The sequence below is a fragment of the Rhodoblastus sp. 17X3 genome (assembly GCF_030056575.1).
Lineage (GTDB): Bacteria > Pseudomonadota > Alphaproteobacteria > Rhizobiales > Beijerinckiaceae > Rhodoblastus.
Map to the genome: position 1 here is coordinate 35,393 of NZ_JASHHX010000021.1, position 20,996 is coordinate 56,388.

Annotated in this window: 17 protein-coding genes, 1 tRNA gene and 1 pseudogene; 11 read left to right on the forward strand and 8 right to left on the reverse strand. The window is 66.7% G+C overall.

What is annotated here, in order from left to right; genetic code table 11:
- The first annotated feature begins 4 nt into the window (after positions 1 to 4).
- Positions 5 to 2,011, forward strand: coding sequence for an acetyl/propionyl/methylcrotonyl-CoA carboxylase subunit alpha (locus QM467_RS16505; protein WP_283367465.1), 2,007 nt, complete (start codon positions 5 to 7; stop codon positions 2,009 to 2,011).
- Entirely contained in the window at positions 2,008 to 2,907 is a 900-nt protein-coding gene (locus tag QM467_RS16510; RefSeq protein WP_283367440.1) for a hydroxymethylglutaryl-CoA lyase, read from the forward strand. The genes QM467_RS16505 and QM467_RS16510 overlap by 4 nt, the downstream gene beginning before the upstream one ends.
- On the opposite strand, the gene QM467_RS16515 is transcribed toward QM467_RS16510, so the two are convergent.
- A complete protein-coding gene (locus tag QM467_RS16515) occupies positions 2,904 to 3,398 on the reverse strand; it encodes a methylated-DNA--[protein]-cysteine S-methyltransferase (RefSeq protein ID WP_283367441.1) in 495 nt (164 codons plus the stop codon). The two genes, QM467_RS16510 and QM467_RS16515, sit on opposite strands and share 4 nt — an antisense overlap.
- Before the next feature lie 117 nt (positions 3,399 to 3,515).
- On the opposite strand from QM467_RS16515, the gene QM467_RS19840 reads away from it, so the two are divergent.
- Positions 3,516 to 4,979: a DNA-3-methyladenine glycosylase 2 family protein gene (locus QM467_RS19840; RefSeq protein ID WP_342395135.1), complete on the forward strand. Its 1,464-nt coding sequence runs from the start codon at positions 3,516 to 3,518 to the stop codon at positions 4,977 to 4,979.
- Positions 4,980 to 5,001: 22 nt separating this feature from the next.
- Here the strand turns inward: QM467_RS19840 and QM467_RS16530 are convergent, their stop codons facing one another.
- The 3 genes and pseudogenes from QM467_RS16530 to QM467_RS16540 all read right to left on the reverse strand — a co-directional run.
- Positions 5,002 to 5,361: a DUF1428 domain-containing protein gene (locus QM467_RS16530; RefSeq protein ID WP_342395136.1), complete on the reverse strand. Its 360-nt coding sequence runs from the start codon at positions 5,359 to 5,361 to the stop codon at positions 5,002 to 5,004.
- A gap of 99 nt (positions 5,362 to 5,460) precedes the next feature.
- Complete coding sequence (locus QM467_RS16535; RefSeq protein WP_283367442.1) at positions 5,461 to 9,024, reverse strand: indolepyruvate ferredoxin oxidoreductase family protein; 3,564 nt, start codon at positions 9,022 to 9,024, stop codon at positions 5,461 to 5,463.
- A gap of 86 nt (positions 9,025 to 9,110) precedes the next feature.
- Positions 9,111 to 9,391: pseudogene (locus QM467_RS16540) on the reverse strand (aldehyde dehydrogenase family protein); the annotation flags it as partial.
- Between the two features lie 584 nt (positions 9,392 to 9,975).
- On the opposite strand from QM467_RS16540, the gene QM467_RS16545 reads away from it, so the two are divergent.
- From QM467_RS16545 to dusA, 3 genes are all read left to right on the forward strand, one after another.
- Positions 9,976 to 11,160: a thiolase family protein gene (locus QM467_RS16545; RefSeq protein ID WP_283367443.1), complete on the forward strand. Its 1,185-nt coding sequence runs from the start codon at positions 9,976 to 9,978 to the stop codon at positions 11,158 to 11,160.
- Between the two features lie 108 nt (positions 11,161 to 11,268).
- Positions 11,269 to 11,541, forward strand: a complete 273-nt coding sequence (locus QM467_RS16550; RefSeq protein ID WP_283367444.1) for a Glu/Leu/Phe/Val dehydrogenase dimerization domain-containing protein — start codon at positions 11,269 to 11,271, stop codon at positions 11,539 to 11,541.
- Between the two features lie 163 nt (positions 11,542 to 11,704).
- Positions 11,705 to 12,718 carry a tRNA dihydrouridine(20/20a) synthase DusA gene (gene dusA, locus QM467_RS16555; protein ID WP_283367445.1) on the forward strand — a complete coding sequence of 338 codons (1,014 nt, stop codon included), beginning with the start codon at positions 11,705 to 11,707 and terminating at the stop codon, positions 12,716 to 12,718.
- Here the strand turns inward: dusA and cobS are convergent.
- Positions 12,715 to 13,473 (reverse strand): adenosylcobinamide-GDP ribazoletransferase, encoded by a 759-nt coding sequence (gene cobS / locus QM467_RS16560; protein ID WP_283367446.1) that lies wholly within the window; start codon positions 13,471 to 13,473, stop codon positions 12,715 to 12,717. The genes dusA and cobS overlap by 4 nt on opposite strands.
- 8 nt (positions 13,474 to 13,481) lie before the next feature.
- Complete coding sequence (locus QM467_RS16565; RefSeq protein WP_283367447.1) at positions 13,482 to 13,874, reverse strand: DUF971 domain-containing protein; 393 nt, start codon at positions 13,872 to 13,874, stop codon at positions 13,482 to 13,484.
- 38 nt (positions 13,875 to 13,912) lie between these two features.
- Between QM467_RS16565 and moaA the strand changes: the two genes are divergently transcribed.
- The 4 genes from moaA (at position 13,913) to QM467_RS16585 (ending at position 17,047) form a co-directional block, all read left to right on the forward strand.
- Positions 13,913 to 14,962 carry a GTP 3',8-cyclase MoaA gene (gene moaA / locus QM467_RS16570; protein WP_283367448.1) on the forward strand — a complete coding sequence of 350 codons (1,050 nt, stop codon included), beginning with the start codon at positions 13,913 to 13,915 and terminating at the stop codon, positions 14,960 to 14,962.
- A gap of 116 nt (positions 14,963 to 15,078) precedes the next feature.
- The gene (bufA2, locus tag QM467_RS16575) at positions 15,079 to 15,336 is read left to right on the forward strand and encodes a BufA2 family periplasmic bufferin-type metallophore (RefSeq protein ID WP_283367449.1); all 258 of its coding nucleotides are present in this window, start codon (positions 15,079 to 15,081) and stop codon (positions 15,334 to 15,336) included.
- Between the two features lie 65 nt (positions 15,337 to 15,401).
- Positions 15,402 to 16,256, forward strand: a complete 855-nt coding sequence (gene bufB / locus QM467_RS16580; RefSeq protein ID WP_283367450.1) for an MNIO family bufferin maturase — start codon at positions 15,402 to 15,404, stop codon at positions 16,254 to 16,256.
- The gene (locus QM467_RS16585; protein WP_283367451.1) at positions 16,253 to 17,047 is read left to right on the forward strand and encodes an HvfC/BufC N-terminal domain-containing protein; all 795 of its coding nucleotides are present in this window, start codon (positions 16,253 to 16,255) and stop codon (positions 17,045 to 17,047) included. The genes bufB and QM467_RS16585 overlap by 4 nt, the downstream gene beginning before the upstream one ends.
- A gap of 61 nt (positions 17,048 to 17,108) precedes the next feature.
- Here the strand turns inward: QM467_RS16585 and QM467_RS16590 are convergent, their stop codons facing one another.
- Both QM467_RS16590 and QM467_RS16595 read right to left on the reverse strand, forming a co-directional pair.
- Positions 17,109 to 19,955 (reverse strand): caspase family protein, encoded by a 2,847-nt coding sequence (locus QM467_RS16590; protein WP_283367452.1) that lies wholly within the window; start codon positions 19,953 to 19,955, stop codon positions 17,109 to 17,111.
- 134 nt (positions 19,956 to 20,089) lie between these two features.
- On the reverse strand, positions 20,090 to 20,683 hold the full coding sequence (locus QM467_RS16595; protein ID WP_283367453.1) for a L,D-transpeptidase: 594 nt from the start codon (positions 20,681 to 20,683) through the stop codon (positions 20,090 to 20,092).
- 180 nt (positions 20,684 to 20,863) lie between these two features.
- Here QM467_RS16595 and QM467_RS16600 point away from each other — a divergent pair.
- Positions 20,864 to 20,938: transfer RNA gene (locus tag QM467_RS16600), tRNA-Val, on the forward strand.
- The last annotated feature ends 58 nt before the right edge of the window (positions 20,939 to 20,996 follow it).

Below are 20,996 nucleotides of genomic sequence, written 5' to 3' on the forward strand. Positions count from 1 at the left end.
GAAATTGTTTGACAAGATCCTGATCGCCAATCGCGGCGAAATCGCCTGCCGGATCATCCGCACCGCGCGGCGTCTCGGCGTCGCGACGGTCGCCGTTTTTTCGGACGCCGATTCCCGGGCGCGACATGTGCGGCTGGCGGATGAGGCGATCCGCATCGGCCCCGCCGAGGCGCGGGAGAGCTATCTCGCCGTCGACAAGATCGTCGCCGCCGCGAAAGCCGCGGGCGCCGAGGCCATCCACCCCGGCTATGGCTTTCTTTCGGAAAACCCCGCCTTGCGCGAGGCCTGCGACGCCGCCGGTCTGGTCCTTATCGGCCCCCCGCTCGAAGCCTTGCGCGCTTTCGGCTCGAAGTCTCGCGCCAAGGCGCTCATGCAGGCGGCGGGCGTTCCGCTGGCGCCGAGCTATCATGACGACGACCAGGACCCCGTCCGCTTGAAACGCGAAGCCGAATCGATCGGTTATCCTGTGTTGATCAAGGCGGCTTCGGGCGGTGGCGGCAAGGGCATGAGGCTCGTCGAGGCTCCAGCGGATTTTGATGCGGCGCTCGCCTCCTGCCGTCGCGAGGCGATGGCGAGTTTCGGCGACGCCAGCGTTCTGATCGAGAAATATATCGAGCGCGCGCGCCATATCGAGATCCAGATCTTCGGCGATGGTTACGGCGACTATGTCTCGCTGTTCGAGCGCGACTGCTCGGTCCAGCGCCGTCATCAGAAAGTGCTGGAGGAGGCGCCCGCGCCGGGCCTTTCCGAGGCGCGGCGGCGCGAGATGAGCGCGGCGGCGGTCGCGGCGGCGAAGGCCGTTGGCTATGTCGGCGCGGGCACGGTTGAATTCATCGTCGCCCCAGACGGCGGCTTCTTTTTCATGGAAGTGAACGCGCGCCTGCAGGTCGAACATCCCGTCACCGAATTCGTCACCGGCCTCGATCTGGTCGAATGGCAATTGCGCATTGCCGCCGGCGCGCCTCTGCCGCTGCGCCAGCAGGACATTGTTGTGCGCGGATGCGCGATCGAGGCCCGAATCTATGCCGAAGATCCGGCGCGAGATTTCCTCCCCGCGACGGGAAAGCTCGTCGGCCTGTTGCTACCGGAAGAAGGCCCTCATGTCCGCGTCGACGCCGGGGTGGAGCAGGGCGACGAGATCAGTTCTCATTACGATCCGATGATCGCAAAGCTGATCGTCCATGACGACACCCGTGAGCGCGCGCTGGCGCGGTTGCGCCAAGCGCTCGCGGAGGTTCGGATCGTCGGGGTCGCGAACAATGTCGCTTTCCTGTCGCGTGTGGTCGCGTGCCCCTCATTCACCGCTGCCGATCTTGGCGCCAGCCTCATCGCGCGCGAAAGCGTCCGGCTTTTCGCGCCCGACGCGGCGCCGCCGGCGGAGGCTGTGTTCGTCGCGGCTTTGGCCGCGCTGCTGTCGGAAAGAGCGACGCCCCCCAGCGTAAGCGACCCCACATCGCCATGGAATGCGCGCGACAATTGGCGGCTCAATCGCGAGGAGCCGCGCCTGCTGACTTTCCTATGCGCGAACCAGCCCTATGTCGTGCGGGCGCTGGCGCGCGGTGAAAATTTCGCTTTGTCCTGCGGCGACACGGCCGTCGCCGCTTATGCCGAGCGGGACGGCGACGGCAGGATGGTGGTCAACATCGACGGCCGGCGCTTTGCGGCGACGGCAATCGCGACCGGCGCCGACTGGACCATTTTCATGGGCGGCCGAAGATCGACCTTTCATTTTGTCGATCCGCTCGGCCATACGGCGGCGAAACGCGATTCTCGCGACGAGTTGAGCGCGCCCATGTCCGGCCGCGTGGCCGCCTTTTTTGTCGCGCCCGGGACGATCGTCGCCGCAGGCGCGTCGTTGATGGCGATGGAGGCGATGAAAATGGAGCATGTCATCAAGGCGCCCGCGGCGGGGCGCGTGGTCGCTTTCCTCTACGCGGTCGGCGATCACGTGAGCGAAGGCGCGGAACTGCTGAGGTTCGAGTCGCAAGACGACCGGGAGGCCGAGGCGTGACGCTGCCCAAGGCTGTGAAGATTGTCGAAGTCGGCCCGCGCGACGGCTTGCAGAACGAAAGCGCTTTTGTCGCCAGCTCGATCAAGATCGAGTTGATCGAAAGGCTGGCCACTGCCGGCTGCCGCCATATCGAGGCGACGTCTTTTGTCTCGCCGCGAAAAATTCCCCAGCTTGCCGACGCTGCGGAAGTGATGCGAGCGATCCGGCGGGCGCCGGAAGTGACCTATTCGGCGCTCACGCCCAATCTCAAGGGTTTTGAAGCCGCCATGGACGCCGGCGCGAATGAAATCGCAGTCTTCGCCGCGGCTTCGGAAACGTTCAGCCGCAAGAACATCAATTGCTCCACAGAGGAATCCCTGACGCGGTTCGAACCGGTCCTGGACGCGGCGAAACGGGCGGGCGTCAGGGCTCGCGCCTATGTCTCCTGCGCGCTAGGCTGTCCCTATGAGGGCGAAATCGCGCCCGCCGCCGTGACTCGCGTCGCCGAACGCCTGTTCAATCAGGGCTGCTATGAAATCAGCCTTGGCGACACGATCGGGGTGGGGACGCCGCTTGCGGCGAAACGCATGATCGAAGCCGTCGCGGAAAAAATTCCGCTCGAAAATCTCGCCGGCCATTTCCACGATACATACGGCATGGCGGCCGCCAATGTCTGGGCGGCTTTGGAAATGGGGATGGCCGTTTTCGATTCCTCGGTCGGCGGACTTGGCGGCTGCCCCTATGCGCCGGGCGCGGCCGGCAATCTCGCCACCGAGGATCTGGCCTGGCTGATGCAAGGCTCAGGCGTCGAAACCGGGCTCGATCTGCCGAAACTGGTCGATTGCGCGAACTGGATCAGCGGCGTGCTGGGACGTGAGGCGGTTTCCCGCGTCGCGCGGGCTTTGAAGAAGCTCTAAAATATTGCGCCTTCGTGGCGCAGTAGCCAGAGCTTGCGATCAAGCCCGCCGCCATAACCGACCAGCGCGCCATTGGCGCCGATGACCCGGTGGCAGGGAATGACGATGGCGACGGGATTCCGATTATTGGCCATGCCCACCGCCCGCGCCGCCTGCTTCTGCCCGACCTGCGAGGCGATTTCGCCATAGCTCGCGGTCGCGCCGGCCGGAATCTCGCGCAGCGCCGCCCAGACCCGGCGCTGAAACTCGGTTCCCTCCGGCTGCGCGGCCAATTCCGCGAGGGCGGCGAGGTCGCCGTCGAAATAGGCCCTGAGTGCGCGATGCGCCTCGGAGACGTGGGGATGCGGCGCGAACTTCGCTCCGCTCGCAACTTGCCGCCGGTCGTCCTCGCCCCAGTCGAGCCGGCGCAGGACGCCGTCCGCATCGGTCACGAGGCGCAGCACGCCGACCGGCGTCGAGGAATATTCAAGGAAAAGGCTATGGTCCGACATGAGGCGACAATAGCCGATCCGTCTCGAAAAATCCGGCGGTTTTCGGACATCGAAGGCGCGACGGAAGAGTCCGAAAATCGCAAGATTTTTTACTGCAACACGCGCAGAATAGATACCATGGACCTCGATCATGACGCCTGCTATCGCGCCATCTGCGCGCGCGACCCGCGTTTTGACGGCCGTTTCTTCACCGGCGTCAAAACCACCGGGATCTATTGCCGACCGATCTGCCCGGCGCGGACGCCGCGGCGCGAAAATGTCGACTTCTTCGCCAGCGCCGCCGGGGCGCAGGAGGCAGGCTACCGGCCCTGCCTGCGCTGTCGTCCGGAGACCGCGCCGGACCTCGGCGCCTGGCGCGGAACCTCGAACACAGTTTCGCGGGCGCTGGCCTTGATCGAGCTGGGCGCGCTCGACGAAGCGCCGGTCGAGAGGCTTGCCGAGCGCCTCGGAATCGGCGCCCGCCATCTGCGTCGCCTATTCGCGGCGACTCTCGGGGCCTCGCCGATCGCCGTCGCCCAGACCCGACGGGTCCTGCTGGCGAAGCAATTGATCCATGAAACGACGCTGCCGATGACCGAGGTCGCGCTGGCGTCAGGCTTCGGCAGCCTGCGCCGCTTCAACGAGACCTTTCAGGCCCTATACCGCCGCCCGCCATTGGCGCTGCGCCGCGCGGGCGCCGCCGATGCGGGGGGCGCAAAAGCGGCGGGCGAGACGATTCTCTTGCTGCGCTACAAGCCGCCCTATGACTGGCCGGCCATGGTGTCCTTTCTCGGCCCGCGCCTGATCGCGGGGGTCGAGACCATCGAGGGGAGCGTCTATCGGCGCACGATTTCGTTACAGGGCGAACACGGAATCGTTTCCGTCGAGCCGTCGGCGACCGCCGCGCTTCGGGTGAGCCTGCGCTTTTCCAAACTCTCGGCCTTGCCCAATATCATCGCGCGGCTGCGCCGGGTTTTCGACCTCGCCGCCGATCCCGAGGCGGTTGCGCTCGATCTGGCGAAGGATTCCACGCTGGCGCCGCTGGTCGCCCTTCGCCCCGGTCTGCGCCTGCCGGGGGCCTGGGACGGATTCGAAATGGCGGCGCGAGCGATTCTCGGCCAGCAAGTGACGGTCGCCGGGGCCGCCCGGCTGGCGGCGCGGCTGACGGCGCGTTTCGGGGAAAAGCTGCGTTGCGTCGATCCGGCGCTGACCCATGTCTTCCCGGAGCCGGCGGCGCTGGTCGAGGCCGATCTGTCCGGCGTCGGGCTGACCCGCGCGCGGGCAGAAAGCCTGAAAAAAATGGCGGCGGCGGCCGCCGGCTCGCCTGACCTTTTCTCGGCGGCGCGCTCGCCTGAGGATGCGCAGGCGCTGCTGCGCGCGTTGCCGGGCGTCGGCGACTGGACCGCGCAATATATCGCCATGCGGCTGCTGCGCGAACCTGACGCTTTCCCGGCGGCCGACCTTGGCCTGCGGCGCGCTCTGGCCGGCGACGACGGCGCGCGCCCAAGCCCGGGCAAGTTGCTGGCGCGCGCGGAAAACTGGCGCCCGTGGCGCGCCTATGCCGCACAATATCTCTGGACCTGCGGCGCCGCCGCGCCTTGACGCGGCTTACGGCCCATAGCCTCTAATCGCCGTAGAAGGACCTGAAACCGCCGAAAATCATGCGCTTGCCGTCGAAGCACATGTCCATGCCGGTCATGCGTGGGTCCTTCATCGCCTTCTCGTTAACCTCGTCGCGTTTCTCGCGCGACTCGTAAGTGGTCAAGCCGACAAATACCTTTTCATCCGGCTTGAGATCGACGCTTAGCGGAAAGGAGGTCAGCTTTCCGGGAGGGACGTCGTCCGCCTCCAGCTCGACGCAGGACAAGGCGCCGTTCTCGCACCAGACCTGGGTGAACAATTCCGCCTGCTGGCGGTAAAGCTCGAGATTCTTCATCGGCACGGGCACGACGAAAATGTCGGTATAATGGTGGGGCATAACCATTCTCCCTTTCGATGCCGCGACAACCGGCGAAACGCCATTCGGTTGCAACGCGTCGAAAGGAATTGCCGCAACCCTCGGGGCGACGACCCGCCCCAGGCCTTAATCCGCCGCGGCGATGGATGGCCGTTCGGTCGTCGCCGCCTCGTCGAACAATTTTCTGAGAGCGGCCTGCCGTTTTCGCGCCTGCGCGACGTAGCGCGCCTTGACGGGACCATAGCCGCGCATGCGTTGCGGCAAGGCCGCCAGTTCCGTCGCGACATCGAGATTGGCCGCCGAGAGACGCGCCGCGACATCGCTCATCATCTGCTCATAGTCGCGCAGCAATTCGCGCTCCAGCTTGCGGTCGGGCGAGAAGCGGAACGGGTCGAGCCAGCTTCCGCGCAAAAAGCGTAGAGCGGAGAGAAGGCGCAAGGCCGGAAGCGCCCAGGCGCCGAACCGCCGCTTGCGAGGGGCGTGAGCGCCGAACTGAGTGAGAATCGGCGGCGCGAAATAGAAGGACAAGTTGAAGTCGCCCTCGAAAGTCGCGCGCAGTTTTTGCAGGAATTCAGGCCGCGCATAAAGCCGCGCGACCTCATATTCGTCTTTCGCCGCCATCAGCTTGTAGAGGCCAAGCGCGAAGGCGCGGGCGAGCTTTTCGCTCGCCGGATCGACTCGCCGCTCCGCCGCCGCAACCTCAGCGACGCACGCCAGAAAACGCGCCGAAAACGCCGCATTCTGGTAATCGCTCAGCTCCGCCGCCAAGGCCTTGATCATGGCGTCCAGAGGCCGCCCGGCGAGTGGTTCTTCCGCTTTGCTTTCGTCATCCAGCCCCGCGGCTTTGGTGGTTGCGCTGAAATCATGAGCCGCCCGTCGTCCCCAGTTGAAGGCCAGCCGATTTTGCGAAACGGCGACGCCATGGTCTTCAATGGCCTGAAGGATCGACGTGGTCGACAGCGGCAGCAGGCCCTTCTGGACGGCGAAGCCGAGCAGGAAGGGATTGGTGGCGATGGAATCGCCGATCAGCGCCGTCGCGAGCCGCGTCGCCGGCAAGAATTCGGCGCGACCCGGCCCGCAGGCTTCAGCGATCACGCTTTCCATCTCCTCGTGCGGATAGACCGGATCCGGAAAAGCGTCGAGATCGCCGGTTCGCGCCTCGGCGGCGAAGGTCCGGACGATCTCGCTGGTGATGGAGAAATCATTATTGACCACGGCGCGGGTAAAATCGGGCCGCAATTTGAAGATCGTGTCGGGCGAGGCCGAAACCACCAGATCGCAGCCGATCAGCACCGCCGTTTCGCCCGACGCAATGCGCGTGGCGTGCAATTCCGTCGTCGCCGGCGCGATCCGGATATGGGTCGTCACCGGCCCGCCCTTCTGCGCCAGACCCGCCATATCGAGCGCGGTGACATTCTTGCCCTCGCGCGCGGCGGCCGCGCCGATTAGCGCGCCGAGCGTCACCACGCCGGTGCCGCCGACGCCGGTGATGAGAATGCTGCACGGCTCGGCGAGCGGCGCCGGCTCGGGCTCGGGCAGGCTCGCGATCCAGGCCGGATCGCCGCCTCCTTTCGCGCGGTGAAGAGCGCCGCCGTGAACGGTGACAAAGCTCGGACAGAAGCCCTCGATGCAGGAATAATCCTTGTTGCAGGCGGATTGGTCGATCCGACGCTTGCGGCCGAAGGGGGTCTCGACCGGGACGACCGCCATGCAGTTGGACTGCGCGGAGCAGTCGCCGCAATTCTCGCAGACGCGCTCGTTGATGAAGGCGCGGATGGCGGGATCGGGATATTCCTTGCGTTTGCGGCGGCGACGCTTTTCGGCGGCGCAGGTCTGGTCATAGATGATCGCGGTGACGTCGGAGATTTTTCTCAAATCTTTCTCGACCTTCATCAAGTCGCGACGGTCGTGCGCCTCCACCTCGCGCGGCAACAGCCCGGCGCCGACATATTTTTGCGGCTGGTCGGTGACGACGACGACGCGGGCGACTCGCTCGGCGAGCAATTGCCGCGCGATCATTGGAACGGTGAGCGCGCCTTCGACTTTTTGGCCGCCGGTCATGGCGACGGCGTCGTTGTAAAGAATTTTGTAGGTGATCGGCGTTCGCGCTGCGACTGCGGCGCGGATCGCCAGCAGGCCGGAATGCTGATAGGTGCCGTCGCCGAGATTGGCGAAGACGTGCGGCGTGCTGGTAAAGGGCGCCTGACCGATCCAGGGTACGCCTTCGCCGCCCATTTGCGAAAAAGTCTTTGTGGTGTCGGCGCTGATCCAGGTCGCCATGTAATGACAACCGATGCCGGCCATCGCCCGGCTGCCCTCCGGCAGGACGGTGGTCGAGGTGTTGTGCGGGCAGCCGGAACAATAATGAGGCTGGCGCAAAGGCAGCGATTTGAGCGCCTGGGGCCGGGCCTCATTGGCGGCCAGCAGCGCCAGCCGGGCCTCGAGCGCCTCGTCGCGGTGGAAACGCGCGATGCGGTCGACAATGACGCGAGCGATGATTGTCGGCGTCAATTCGCCCGCCGCCGGCAATTGCCAGTCGCGCAGCGGCGCCTCCCATTCGCCTTCGTCGGCATATTTGCCGATCACTCGCGGGCGCACGTCGTCGCGCCAATTGTAGAGATGCTCCTTCAATTGATATTCGATCAGCTGGCGTTTTTCCTCAACGACCAGGATTTCTTCGAGCCCTTGCGCAAATTGCCGCATGCCCTCGGCGTCCAGCGGCCAGTTCATTCCGACCTTATAGAGTCGCAGCCCGATTTCGGCGGCGCGGGCCTCATCGATATGGAGGTCGTCGAGCGCTTGGCGGACGTCGAGATAGGATTTTCCGGTGGAGACAATGCCCAGACGCGCGACCGGGCTGTCGAGAACGATGCGATCCAGCCTATTGGCTCTCGCGTAAGCCATGGCGGCATAGACCTTGACGTGCTGCAGCCGCAACTCCTGCGCCTGCGGCGTGTCCGGCCAGCGAATGTGCACGCCGTCCGCCGGCAGAACGAAATCCTCGGGAATGACGCTTTGCACGCGGAAGGGATCGACCGAAACGCTGGCGTAGCTTTCAACGGTGTCGCCGGTCGCCTTGAGCGCGACCCAGCAGCCGGAATAGCGCGACATCGCCCAGCCATGCAGGCCGAAATCGAGGATTTCCTGTACGCTCGACGGGTTGAGCACCGGGATCATCGCCGCCGCGAACATATGTTCGCTTTGATGCGGCAGGGTGGAAGAGCGCGCCGCATGGTCGTCGCCGGCGACCGCCAGAACCCCGCCGAAACGCGAGGTTCCAGCGGCGTTGGCGTGTTTCAGCGCGTCCATGGAGCGGTCCACGCCTGGGCCCTTGCCGTACCATAGAGCGAACACGCCGTCATAGAGCGCGCCTTCGAACAGATTGACCTGCTGCGAGCCCCAGACCGCGGTGGCGGCCAGTTCCTCGTTCAGCCCCGGTTCGAAATGGACATGATGCGCCTTCAGCCCGGCGGCTCTGCGCCACAGAGTCTGGTCGAGCGCGCCGAGTGGCGAGCCGCGATAACCGGAGATGAAGCCCGCCGTATTGAGGCCGGCGACAAGGTCACGCTCGTGCTGGAGAATAGGCAGCAGCGCCAGCGCCTCGGTTCCATAGAGGAAACGGACATCGGCCTGTGCTTGCGCGCCGTGCTCCGGCGTCGAATTCGCCCGCGATGACAAAGGAAGGTTCATCGCGCCTCCCGGTCGGCGGTCCATCCGCCTGCCGAGACAACCGACAAGTCGGCGGCGGGTTTCATTTCCTCGCCCCGGCGCCCGCGTCAATCCTCCTGCGCCAGCAGGCCGGCGTCGCCGCCGAACGAGGCCGTGTTGACGGCCAAGCTGCTTTCGCGAAGAAAACGGCGAAGATAATCGGGCCCGCCCGCCTTGGGGCCCGTTCCGCTCAAACCGTGTCCTCCAAAAGGCTGCGCGCCGGCGACGGCGCCAATCATGCTGCGGTTGATATAGAGTTGCCGGCTGGCGCCCGAGCCGCCAGTTCGGCGATCCGGCTTTCGATCCGCGTGTGCAGACCCGGCGTCAGGCCATAGCCCGAGGCCTCTATTTCGTCGATCAGGGTCGAGAAATCGCCGGCGGCGAGCTTGTCGGCGAGCAGGAGATCGGCGGTCGGATTGTCGGGCGCCCGCGCCAACGATTCCGCCAGGGCCATGATCGCCAGCCCCTCGCGCGACGAAAGCTTGAATTCCTGCAGGAAGTCCTCGACCCTGACGACGCCGCTGCTTTTCCCGCGAATGGCGCGCAAAATTTCGTGCGCCAGATTTCTTTCCCCCGCGCGCGCCTGATCTGAGGGAGCGGAGGCGCGAAATTGCGCGAGAGCCGCCTTGTCGGACGACGCCTAGGGTTCGCAAAATGGCTTGATCGAGATGAGCGTTTCGAGAGTCATGGGCGGTGGGAGCGATGCCGGATGAGCGGGCTTGCCCGGCTAAATCTTAACGCCGTCGACGACCTTGGCGTTGCATTCCAGACCGGGCTCCGGCGTCGCGGCGCGAAGGACGTGGCCCTTGCCGCTCACAAATTCGACGGAGGCGGGGCCGCGGATCGAACCATTTGGCCCCTGCCGCGTCATTGAAGGCAAGAGAGCCAGCTCCGGTCACGTTTTCTCCGGGGGCTGACGAAGGGAGGCCGGGCATGGCTCGACGCGACATTGTGCTCTGCTGCGCCGTGCGCACGCCGATCGGGGCTTTCAACGGTTCGCTCAAATCCGTTCCGGCGGCGTCGCTCGGAGCGACGGCGGTTCGAGCCGTCTTGGCGCGCTCCGGCCTCGATCCGGCCAAGCTCGGCGGCGTCGTCATGGGTAATGTGATTCAGGCGGGAAGCGGCCAGAACCCGGCGCGGCAAGCAGCCCTGGGCGGCGGCGCGCCGATCTCGACTCCCGCCATGACGGTCAATCGCGTTTGCGGCTCGGGCGCGCAAGCCGTGATCACGGCGGCGCAGCAGATCGTCAGCGGCGAGATCGACTGCGCCATCGCCGGAGGCTTCGAGAACATGGACCGCGCCCCCTATCTGCTCGAAGGTGGACGCTGGGGTTATCGCCTCGGTCCCGCGCAAATTCACGATTCCATGCTGCGCGACGGGCTGGACGACGCCTTTTCCGGCCGTCATTCCGGCTGGCATGCCGAGGATCTTGTGGCCTTCTGCCAGTTGACCCGAGAGGCGCAGGATCGTTTCGCGGAGCGCTCGCAGCGCCTCTTCTGCGCGTCGCGCGCGGCCGGCAAGTTCGACGAGGAGATCGTCCCCGTCGAGACGCCGTCCCGCAACGGCCCAATTTCGTTCGCGCGCGACGAGGCGCCGAGGGCCGATACGACGCTTGAGGCGTTGTCGAAGCTGCGGCCCGCCTTTCGCGAGGGTGGTACGGTCACCGCTGGCAATGCGCCCGGGCTCAACAGCGGCGCGGCGGCGATGATCGTGGCGGAATCCGCCTTCGCCGAACGCAATAATCTGCGTCCCATGGCGCGGCTGGCCGGCTATGGATTGGCCGCCGTCGAACCCGGAATGTTCGGCCTCGCGCCCGTTCCCGCAATCCAGAGGGCGGTCGAACGCGCCGCCTGGACGCTCGACGCGGTTGAACGGTTCGAAATCAATGAAGCCTTCGCGGCCGTCCCGCTCGCCGTGATGCAGGAGCTGGGTCTGCCTGAACCCATCGTCAATGTCGAAGGCGGCGCGATCGCGCATGGCCATCCGATCGGCGCGACCGGCGCCATATTGACGACCCGGCTGATCTATTCAATGCGCCGCGACCAGAAACGGTGCGGAATCGTCGCCTTGTGCATTGGTGGCGGCATGGGCGTCGCTCTGGCGCTGGAAGCCGTCTGAGCGGAAGGGAAAGGCAGCCCCACGAATGATCGCGGCTTAGCTCTCACCGGCGACATTTCCTATGTCGAGCCTTCCCCGAAGAACCCATGGGGCGCGTTCCTGCCGCAGGTGGAGCGGGCGGCGCCTCATCTTGGCTCGCTTGCCTGTCTCGCGGAAACGCTCCGTCGGCCCAAAAGGACGCTGATCGTCGACGTTCCCATCGAAATTGACGATAGTTCGATCGGCCATTTCGAGGGTTTTCGCGTCCAGCACAGTCTGGCCCGCGGTCCCGGCAAGGGCGCGGCATGTCTTTCTGCGCACCGCCGCTTTCATCCTCGCCTGCGAACGTGTTTTGCGCGGTCTTGCCGAGCGCGGGCTCTATCCCTGAACTTCGAACCATGAACAAAGGCGCGCAGTCCTCAATTCCTTCCTTCGCCGGGCGAGAAAGAGCGGCCGTCGGCAAAACCAAACGATGGCGGAAAAAGCGGAAATAAGCTTTAAGAGGATCTAATCGACGATAATCCGGCGATCAGCAACGAGACAAGTCGAGCTAAGCGAAATTTAAATGCTTGTAAAACCAGAGAGTTGGCGCTTCAGCATTGCCCCGATGATGGAATGGACCGACCGGCATTATCGCGTGCTGGCGCGGCTGCACTCGCGCAAGGCGCGGCTCTATACGGAAATGGTCACCTCCGCCGCGATCATCCATGGCGACCGCGAACGCCTGCTTGGCTATGACGCCTGCGAACATCCGATTGCCGTGCAGCTTGGAGGCTCGGACCCGCAGGATCTGGCGCGCGCGGCGAAGATCTGCGCCGAATTCGCCTATGACGAGATCAATCTCAACGTCGGCTGCCCGTCCGACCGGGTCCAGAATGGAGCTTTCGGCGCCTGCCTGATGCGCGAGCCTGAACTGGTCGCGCGCTGTGTCGCGGCGATGAAAGAGGCGTCCGGCCTGCCGGTCACGGTCAAATGCCGCATCGGCGTCGACGATCAGGAGCCGCGCGAGGCTATGTTCGCCATGGCGCGCGCTGTGCTCGGCGCCGGGGCCGACGCCTTGATCGTCCATGCGCGCAAAGCCTGGCTCAAGGGCCTGTCGCCCAAGGAAAACCGCGACATTCCGCCGCTCGACTACGCCCTGGTGCATGAGTTGAAGCCGGTCTGGCCGGATGTTCCCATCGCCGTCAATGGCGGCATTGAAACGCTCGACGCCATGAAGGCGCAGCTTGATTTCGTGGATGGCGTCATGATCGGGCGCGCCGCCTATCACAATATGTCGATGTTGCAGGACGTCGATCCGCTGCTGTTCGGCGAACCGGCGCCGCATGAGAGCAGCCGCGCCGCCGTCGAAGCCTTCCTGCCCTATATCGAGCGCAAGCTTGGGCAGGGCGTCCGCCTCGCCGACATCACGCGCCACATGCTCGGGCTGTTCCAGGGCCGGCCCGGCGCGCGCGCCTTTCGCCGCCATCTGGCGACTTTCGCCGTGAAGCGGGGGGCCGACGTTCGCGTTGTCGAAGACGCGCTGGCCCTCGTCGATCATTCCGTCGTTGCCGCAGCCGGCGCGCGCCTGACCGCCTAAACCGCAGCCGCGGCAAAAGCGAGGAGGACAGCGATTTCCCCAACTTGCTGCGCGGCGCCGGCGACGTCGCCGGTCTGGCCGCCTATCTGCGCGCGGGCGAGGGCGCACAGGCCGAGCACGGCGGTCGCAGCCAGGACGAGAGCCGTGAAGCAGGTCGAGACGCCGTAAGCGCCCAGGGCGGGCAGGAAAGCGAACGGAAGGACGATCAGAAATGCCGGACGCAAGGCCGCCCCTGTTCCGGCGGCCGCCCGGCCCGAGCCATCGGCGCGCGCGGGCGGCAGCAGGACCAGAGGCGCCAGACAGGCGCAACGCGAAACGGCGCCAGCGGCGATCAGGACCAGCAATGCGCTGGACGGCGCCGGCGCCAGAACCGCCAGCGCGCTGGCGCGCAGGCCGAAGCTCAGGACCAGCGTGCTGGCGCCAAAGGCGCCAATGCGGCTGTCCTTCATGATTTCGAGTTTGCGCTCGCGGGTGAAGCCGCCGCCAAAGCCGTCGGCAATATCGGCGAGGCCGTCTTCATGCAGGGCGCCGGTGACCAGCGCGCCGAAGCCGAGCGCGAGCAAGGCGGCGGTCGCGGCCGGCAGGCGCAGACCCAGCGCGGCGACGAAAACCAGACCGCCGGCAAGCCCCAGCAGGGCGCCGGCGAGAGGCGCCAGACGCAGGCTACGGCGGAAATCGCCCGATTCCATCGGGCCGGGGATCGGAACGCGGGAGAAAAAGCGCAAGGCGCCGGCGAAATCGCTAAGCCAATCCATGTCCGGCCTCAACGATGCAGGTTTTTCGCGGCCAGTTCATCGAGATAGGCCTGCCACAGCGTCTCGCGCCCGGCGCCGAGCGTGAACAGATATTCCCAGGTGAAAAATCCGCTGTCGTGGCCGTCGTCGAAGATCAGCCGGGCGGCGTAACGGCCCACGGGCTCGGCGCGCAGGATCCTGACGTTCTTCTTGCCGGCGACGGTGACCTTCTGGTCCGGCGAATGGCCCTGAACCTCGGCGCTCGGGCTGTTGACGCGCAGATATTCCGCCGGAAGCGCGTAGGATTCGCCGCTTTCGAAGGCGACATGCAGCGTATGGCCTTCGTCCGCGAGACGGATCGTCGTCGGCCAATGCGATTCGCTCGTCACCCCGTTCTCCTTTCGCCGCGCTTGTTGCGCCATGCCCTATATGCGTCGGAAAAAAAGCATATATAGAGAGAATGAGCCCGAACCTACTCGAAATCCCCTCTCATGCCGCTCCCGCCGCGCCGGCGACGCGGCCGCTGGTCGATTCCTTCGCCCGGACGATCGATTATATCCGGCTTTCCGTCACGGACCGCTGCGATTTTCGCTGCGTCTATTGCATGTCGGAGAACATGAATTTCCTGCCCAGAGCGGATCTTCTGACCCTTGAGGAACTGGAGCGGCTTTCGGCGGCCTTCGTCGCGCGCGGCGTGCGCAAGATCCGGCTCACGGGCGGCGAGCCGCTGGTGCGGCGCAATGTCATGGAATTGTTCCGCGGCCTGTCGCGCCTGTTCGATCGCGGCCTGCAGGAGCTGACGCTCACCACCAACGGCTCCCAGCTCGCGCGCTATGCCGCCCAGCTCGCGGATTGCGGCGTGCGCCGGGTCAATGTCTCGCTCGATACGCTCGACGCCGAAAAATTCCGCGCGCTCACCCGCTGGGGGGACATCGCGCAGGTTCTGAAGGGCGTCGACGCCGCGCTCGAGGCCGGGCTCAAGGTCAAGTTGAATTGCGTGGCGCTCAAGGGCGGCAATGAGGGCGAATTCCTGCCGTTGGTCGAATGGGCGCATGGCCGGGGCATGGACGTCTCCTTCATCGAGGCCATGCCGCTTGGCGAAGACGCCGCCTATAATATCGAAAGCCTGTTGCCGCTCGACGCGGTCGCCGCCGCCTTGGCCGAGCGCCTCACGCTCACCCCCTCGACCCATGTCAGCGGCGGGCCGGCGCGCTATTTCGACGTCGCGGAAACGGGAGGCCGCGTCGGCTTCATCACGCCGCTCAGCCAGCATTTCTGCGACAGCTGCAACCGCGTCCGCGTCACCTGCACCGGAACGCTCTATACCTGTCTCGGACAGGAAGACCAGACCGACCTGCGCGGCCCGCTGCGGGCCTCGAAGGATGATTCCGCGCTGCACGCCGCGCTCGACGACGCCATGCGCCGCAAGCCGCGAGGCCATGATTTCCTCGCGCAATGGTCCGGCGCGCTCGCGCCCTCGGCGCGCCATATGAGCACGACCGGCGGCTAAAAATTTTTTGCGCGGCGTGTAACCCTTTTGTGGATCGCTTCGTACAACTCTTCGCAGGCCGAGGAGCGCCTGCGCGACGCGCCTTGTTCAGGGCGCGGGTCTCAGGGAGTTGAATCATGCAGATGAAAATTGTTTCCGGCGCAAGCCTCGCCGCCGCCGCCATCGCTCTCGCCGTTTCCGGCGCCGCCCTCACCACCCAGGCGCAGGCCAAAAAGGCGCCGGTCCATTGCATGGGAATCAATTCCTGCAAGGGCACGAGCGCCTGCAAGACCGCCAATAACGCCTGCAAGGGCCAGAATTCCTGCAAGGGCCAGGGCTTCCTGATCGAGAAATCCGCCGCCGCCTGCACCAAGATGGGCGGTACGGTCGGCTGATCGCATTTTCGATCCTCTCCGCGTCCTCCCGGGCGCGGAGAGCAAAGGCAGCGACGGAGAGCGCAATGACGGCGGGCGAAAAAGAGGCTGACCGGGACCGCGCGCAGGGTTTCGGGCTTGGCCTTAGGACGGTCTATTACCCCGAAATTCTCGAAAGCCCGCAGCCGGTCGACTGGTTCGAGATCATTTCAGAAAATTTCATGGTTCCCGGCGGGCGCCCGCTCGCCATGCTGGATCGAATCCGCGCGGATTATCCGATTCGCATGCATGGCGTGTCCCTGTCGCTCGCGTCGGCCGATCCGCTCGACCTCGATTATCTGCGCGCGCTGAAAAAGCTGATCGCGCGCGTCGAGCCGGAGTTGGTGTCGGACCATCTGGCCTGGACCGGCGCCCACGGGCTGAACCTCCACGATCTTTTGCCGACGCCCTTGACGCGGGAGGCGCTGGACCATTGCGTCGAGCGCGCGGCGCGCGTGCAGGATTTCCTCGGCCGGCGCATCGCGCTCGAAAATCCCTCGACCTATGTTTCCTTCGCCGACGACGAGATGGGCGAGGCGGATTTCCTCGCCGAACTGGCGCGGCGCGCCGATTGCCTGCTGTTGCTCGATGTCAACAATGTCCATGTATCCGCGTTCAATCATGGCTTCGACGCGAAAAGCTATCTCGACCGCATCCCGAAGGAGCGCGTCGCGCAGATCCACGTCGCGGGCCATAGCGATCTGAAGACGCACAAGATTGACACCCACGATCATCCGGTCAGCGACGCGGTCTGGGAGCTTTTTTCCTATGTGCGCCGGAAATTCGGGCCGATCCCGGCGATGATCGAGCGCGACGACCGCTTCCCGCCCTTCTCCGAACTGCTTGACGAACTCGCGTTCATGCGGCGGTTGGCGCAAGCCGGGGAAAGGGTGGCTGCATGAAGCTGGCCGAGCTGCAATCGCTGTTTCAGGCGAGCGTGCTGGCGGCGGAGCCTTCGCCGCGCCTGCTCGCCCTGCTGCGGCCGCCCGCGCGGGCGGAGAGCGTCACGGAGACCTTTGCGGTCTATCACGATGGCTTCCGGCTGCGCATGACGGAATTTCTCGCCAATGATTATCCGGTATTGCGCTCGGCGCTCGGCGAAAAGGCCTTCGGCGCGATGGCTGAAGCTTTTTGGCGCGCGCGGCCATCGACATTTCGCAATGCGCGCTGGTTCGGCGCCAGCCTGCCGGATTTTCTGCGGACCATGCCGCTCTATTCCGGCGATTCCTTCGTCTGCGGCGTCGCTGCGATCGAGGCGGCGCTGGCGCAAAGCTTCGACGCCGAGGACGCGGCGGAGCTTCCGATCTCGGCCCTTGCCGCGACAAGGGAAGAGGATTGGCCAAGTCTGCAACTAACCTTTCATCCTGCCGTCGTCCTTGCCGAAACCAGCCAGGTCGCGCTCGCCGCCTATGAGGCCGCGCAGACAGGCGAGGCGTCGCTTCAGTCCGGCGGCGCCGTTCGACTGCTGTCATGGCGGCGCGATCTGGACGTGAACTACCGCGTGCTGGACGACGACGAAGAAATGGCGCTCGTCGCGGCCATGGGCGGCGCGCCCTTCGACGAAATCTGCTCGCTGCTGGCTTTCGCCAATCCTCGAAGGCCAGCGGAAGAACTGGCGATGGCGGCGGGAAATTATCTGGCCCGCTGGTTTGCCGACGGCATGATTGTGGCCGCGGCGCCTGCGCCGGGGTGAGTTCTGATTGATTTGAGGCAAATGGAAGGCCCGCCGCGAGGTTTCGCGGCGGGCTTTGTTTTTAGCGGCAGGGCGGCTCGCCCGGCCCTCCGCATCCGGGCCGACCGGGATGTGGAGGCGCGGCGGGACGGGGCGCCGCGGCGGGAGGCGGAGGCGGCGCCATGTGCGGGGCCGGGGGAGGCGGGGCCATGCGGGGCGCCGGAGGCGGCGGCGCAACATGCGGAGCCGGAGGCGGCGGCGCGACACGCGGAGGCGGAGGGGCCAAATGAGGCGCGGCTGGCGGCGGGGGTGGCGCCACATGCGGCGCAGGCGGCGGAGCGATGCGCGGCTGGGGCGGCGGAGGAGGCGCCACATGCGGAGCCTGCGGCGGGGCGATATGCGGCGCGGGCGGCGGCGCCACATGAGGCGCAGCCTGAGGCGGAGGCGGGGCGACGGGACGCGGCATTGCGGGCGCCGGACGAGGGGCGATCGGCGCGGGCGCAACTTGCGGCACGGGCGCAACTTGCGGCGCGGGGGCCACGCGGGGCGCGGGCGCCGCTGGCGCAGTCGGACGGGGCAAAGGCGCTCCGCCCGGAGCGACGGGAGCGACCGGAGCCGCGCCGGTCGGCGCCGCTGGCGCAGTGGGACGAGGCAAAGGCGCTCCGGTAGGGGCGGCGGGAGCAATCGGGGCTGCGCCAGTTGGCGCGCCGGGATGGGGCAGGGGCGCGCCGCCCGGGACGGCGGGAGCAACCGGAGCTGCGCCAGTCGGCGCTGCGGGACCGCCGGGATGGGGCAGGGGCGCGCCGCCGGGGACGGCAGGAGCAACCGGAGCTGCGCCAGTCGGCGCCGCTGGCGCAGTCGGACGGGGCAGGGGCGCGCCACCCGGGACGGCGGGAGCACCCGGGGCTGCGCCAGTCGGCGCTGCGGGGCCGCCGGGATGGGGCAGGGGCGCGCCACCGGGGACGGCGGGAGCAACCGGAGCTGCGCCAGTCGGCGCTGCGGGACCGCCGGGACGGGGCAGGGGCGCGCCGCCCGGGACGGCGGGAGCAACCGGAGCTGCGCCAGTCGGCACCGCGGGGCCGCCGGGATGCGGCAAAGGCGCTCCGCCCGGGGCGACGGGAGCACCCGGGGCTGCGCCTGTCGGCGCTGCGGGCGCTCCGGGATGGGGCAGGGGCGCGCCGCCCGGGACGGCGGGAGCGCCCGGGGCTGCGCCCGTCGGCGCTGCGGGCGCGGCGGGATGAGGCAAAGGCGCGCCAGCCGGCGCGCCGGGAACGGCCGGCGCCGCGGGGGCTCCGGGCGCGGCCGGGAGGGCAGGCCGCAGGCCGCCGGGTTGTGGAATCGGCGGCGCCGCGCCGGGAACAGGCGCTCCGGGAGCGGGAGTTCCAGGAACTGCGCCTCCCGGCGCCGGAGTGCCAGGCACAACGCCCCCCGGAGCCGGGACGCCCGGCGCAGGCGCCGGGGCGCCCGGCGGGAGTTGCGCGCGGCGGTTGAAATTATTGTAGTAATCCTGCGCCGCAGGAACCTGCGTCTGGACCACGGCAGGCGCGTGGAACAGGCCCATTTTCGCCGCCACGGCGGCGCCGACGAGCGGCGCGACGACCATCGGCAGCGGCAGCAATCCGGGGTGCGGCGGCGGGGGCGGCGGCTCGTCCACGATCATGACCGGCGGCGGCAGATAGCCGAAGGGCGGCGGCGGCGCCCAGTCCGGATCGTCGAACACGTAATAGGGCCGGCGAAAATAGACGACCTCGTCCGGCGGAGGAGGCGGCACGTCGAATTCAACGACGTCGAACTCCTCCGGCGCCGCCAAAGGCGCGCGCAGATAGGACAGCCGCAGGCGCGCGTCCTCGGCATGGGGGCCACGCGGATAGGCGCGCAGATAGCTCCAATAGGCGTTCGGCGAATTGGCGAGATAGGCCCGCCGCCAGGTGAGCGCCTCGCGGCGCAGCGCCAGCATGGCGCGCACGCGCGGCGCATAGCGCGAGTCCGGATAGGCGACGAGGAAATCGCGGTAGCCCTGGATCGTGTCGCGTTCGAGGGTGGCGGCGAAGGCGTCCTCGACCGGATATTCACGGATGGGCCGCGCCTGCAACCTTGTATAGGCCTCGGCGGCGACCGGCGGCGGCGCGTCCGGCGCGCGGGCGATCAGCGCGGGCGCGGTGGCGAGTTTCGATTCGTCCCACGGAATGACTGCGCCCTTGGTGACCTCGGAAACGCGCATGCGAGTCTGGGCGAAGGCCTCGTCGATCGGCAGTCCGGGCTGGCGCAAGGCTTCCGCGAGCGCCTGGGCGTAGACTCCATAGGGGCCAGTCTCGTTCGGCGCGACCGAGCCCGGCGCGGCGTTGAAGGCGTAAAGCCCGCCCGGACCGGGCTCGACCAGGGCGAGGCCGCCCGCCAGGGGCTCCCCGGTCTGGGCGAAGGAATTGATTCGCGCCGCGTCGAGCACGACCACCCGCGCCTTGAGCGGCAATTGCGCCAGTGGCTGCAGGTAATCGCTCAGCCGCACCGCCTCCAGCGGGACATTGGCCGCGCGCGGAATCGCCGCCTCGACGGGAGCGATGTAGTTTTCGCCGGCATATTGCAGGCCGCGGCCTGCAATATAGACGAAGGCGATGGCGTCCGGACCGGCGGCGGCGGCCTTGTCGATGAATTCGCGCAGCGCCTTGCGCAGGCCGTCCTGATCGAGATCGGCGGCGCCGGCGACGTCGAAGCCCGCGCGCTGCAGCGTGTCCGCGATGAGGCCGGCGTCATTGGCGGCGGAAGACAGCGGGCCCGTCTTGTAGGCGGCTTCTCCCACGACCAGGGCGATTCGCGGAGAAACGCCGGGCGCCGGCTGCGCCGCGCCGAAGGGCGCTCGCACGAAGATCGCCCCGATAAAGAACATGCCGGCGGCGAATCGTAATTTCGTGCTTTTGGGCCTGAGCCTCATCTTGTTTTCTCCTCCGCAATCCAATCGACCGGCAGCGCGAACAGAATGTGCGCCCGTGGCGAAGTTATGACGCGCCCAGGCGGCTGAACGCCAACTGAATGGACGGAGGCGGATTCAAGGGCGCGAAAGGCGGCTCAGCGCTGGACGATCACCTTCGAGCCAATGCGGACGCGATCATAGAGGTCGACCACGTCATTATTGGTCATGCGGATGCAGCCCGAGGACACCGCCTGGCCGATGGTGTCGGGCTCGTTGGAGCCGTGAATGCGGTAAAGCGTGCCGCCAATATAGATGGCGCGGGCGCCGAGCGGATTGCCGATGCCGCCGGGCATGTGGCGCGGCAGGTCCGGACGGCGGCGAATCATCTGCGCGGGTGGCGTCCAGTCCGGCCACTCGCGCTTGTTGGTGACGTGGTGGACGCCGCCCCATTCGAAGCCGGGACGCCCCACGCCGACGCCATAGCGCAGGGCCTGTCCGTCGCCGAGGACATAATAGAGCCGGCGTTCGCGCGTCGAGACCACGACCGTGCCGGGCCTTTCGGCGCCGTGATAGGCGACGACTTCGCGCGGGATGGGCGAGGCAAAGGGCCGCCCCTCGCCCCGGCTCGATTCGCCCGAGAAAAGATCATCGAGGAAGAAGGCGCGCGCCGGCGTCGCCGCCGTCAGCGAAAGACCGGCGAGGATCAGAAATTTCGCCGCATGGGCGAGGATAGACGGACGGGACGGCATGCGCGCTCCTGATCTGCGAAGCTTGTGATGCCCTTTAACGCGGCGAGTCGCCGCAGGGATGCAGCGATTAAGCGCAAAAAGCGGAAAATCTTCAATCGGGAAATAGGCGGTTTCGTCAGGTTGCCGCCTTGACGCAGCCGCGCTGGTTTTCTAAACAGGGCCTCCGACGTCAAGGCGTCCGGGCGATTAGCTCAGCGGGAGAGCACACCCTTCACACGGGTGGGGTCATAGGTTCGATCCCTATATCGCCCACCATCAAGTCTCCGGAAACTAGCGAATTTTCCAGGGAGGTGTCGTTTGTCGACATTTCCGT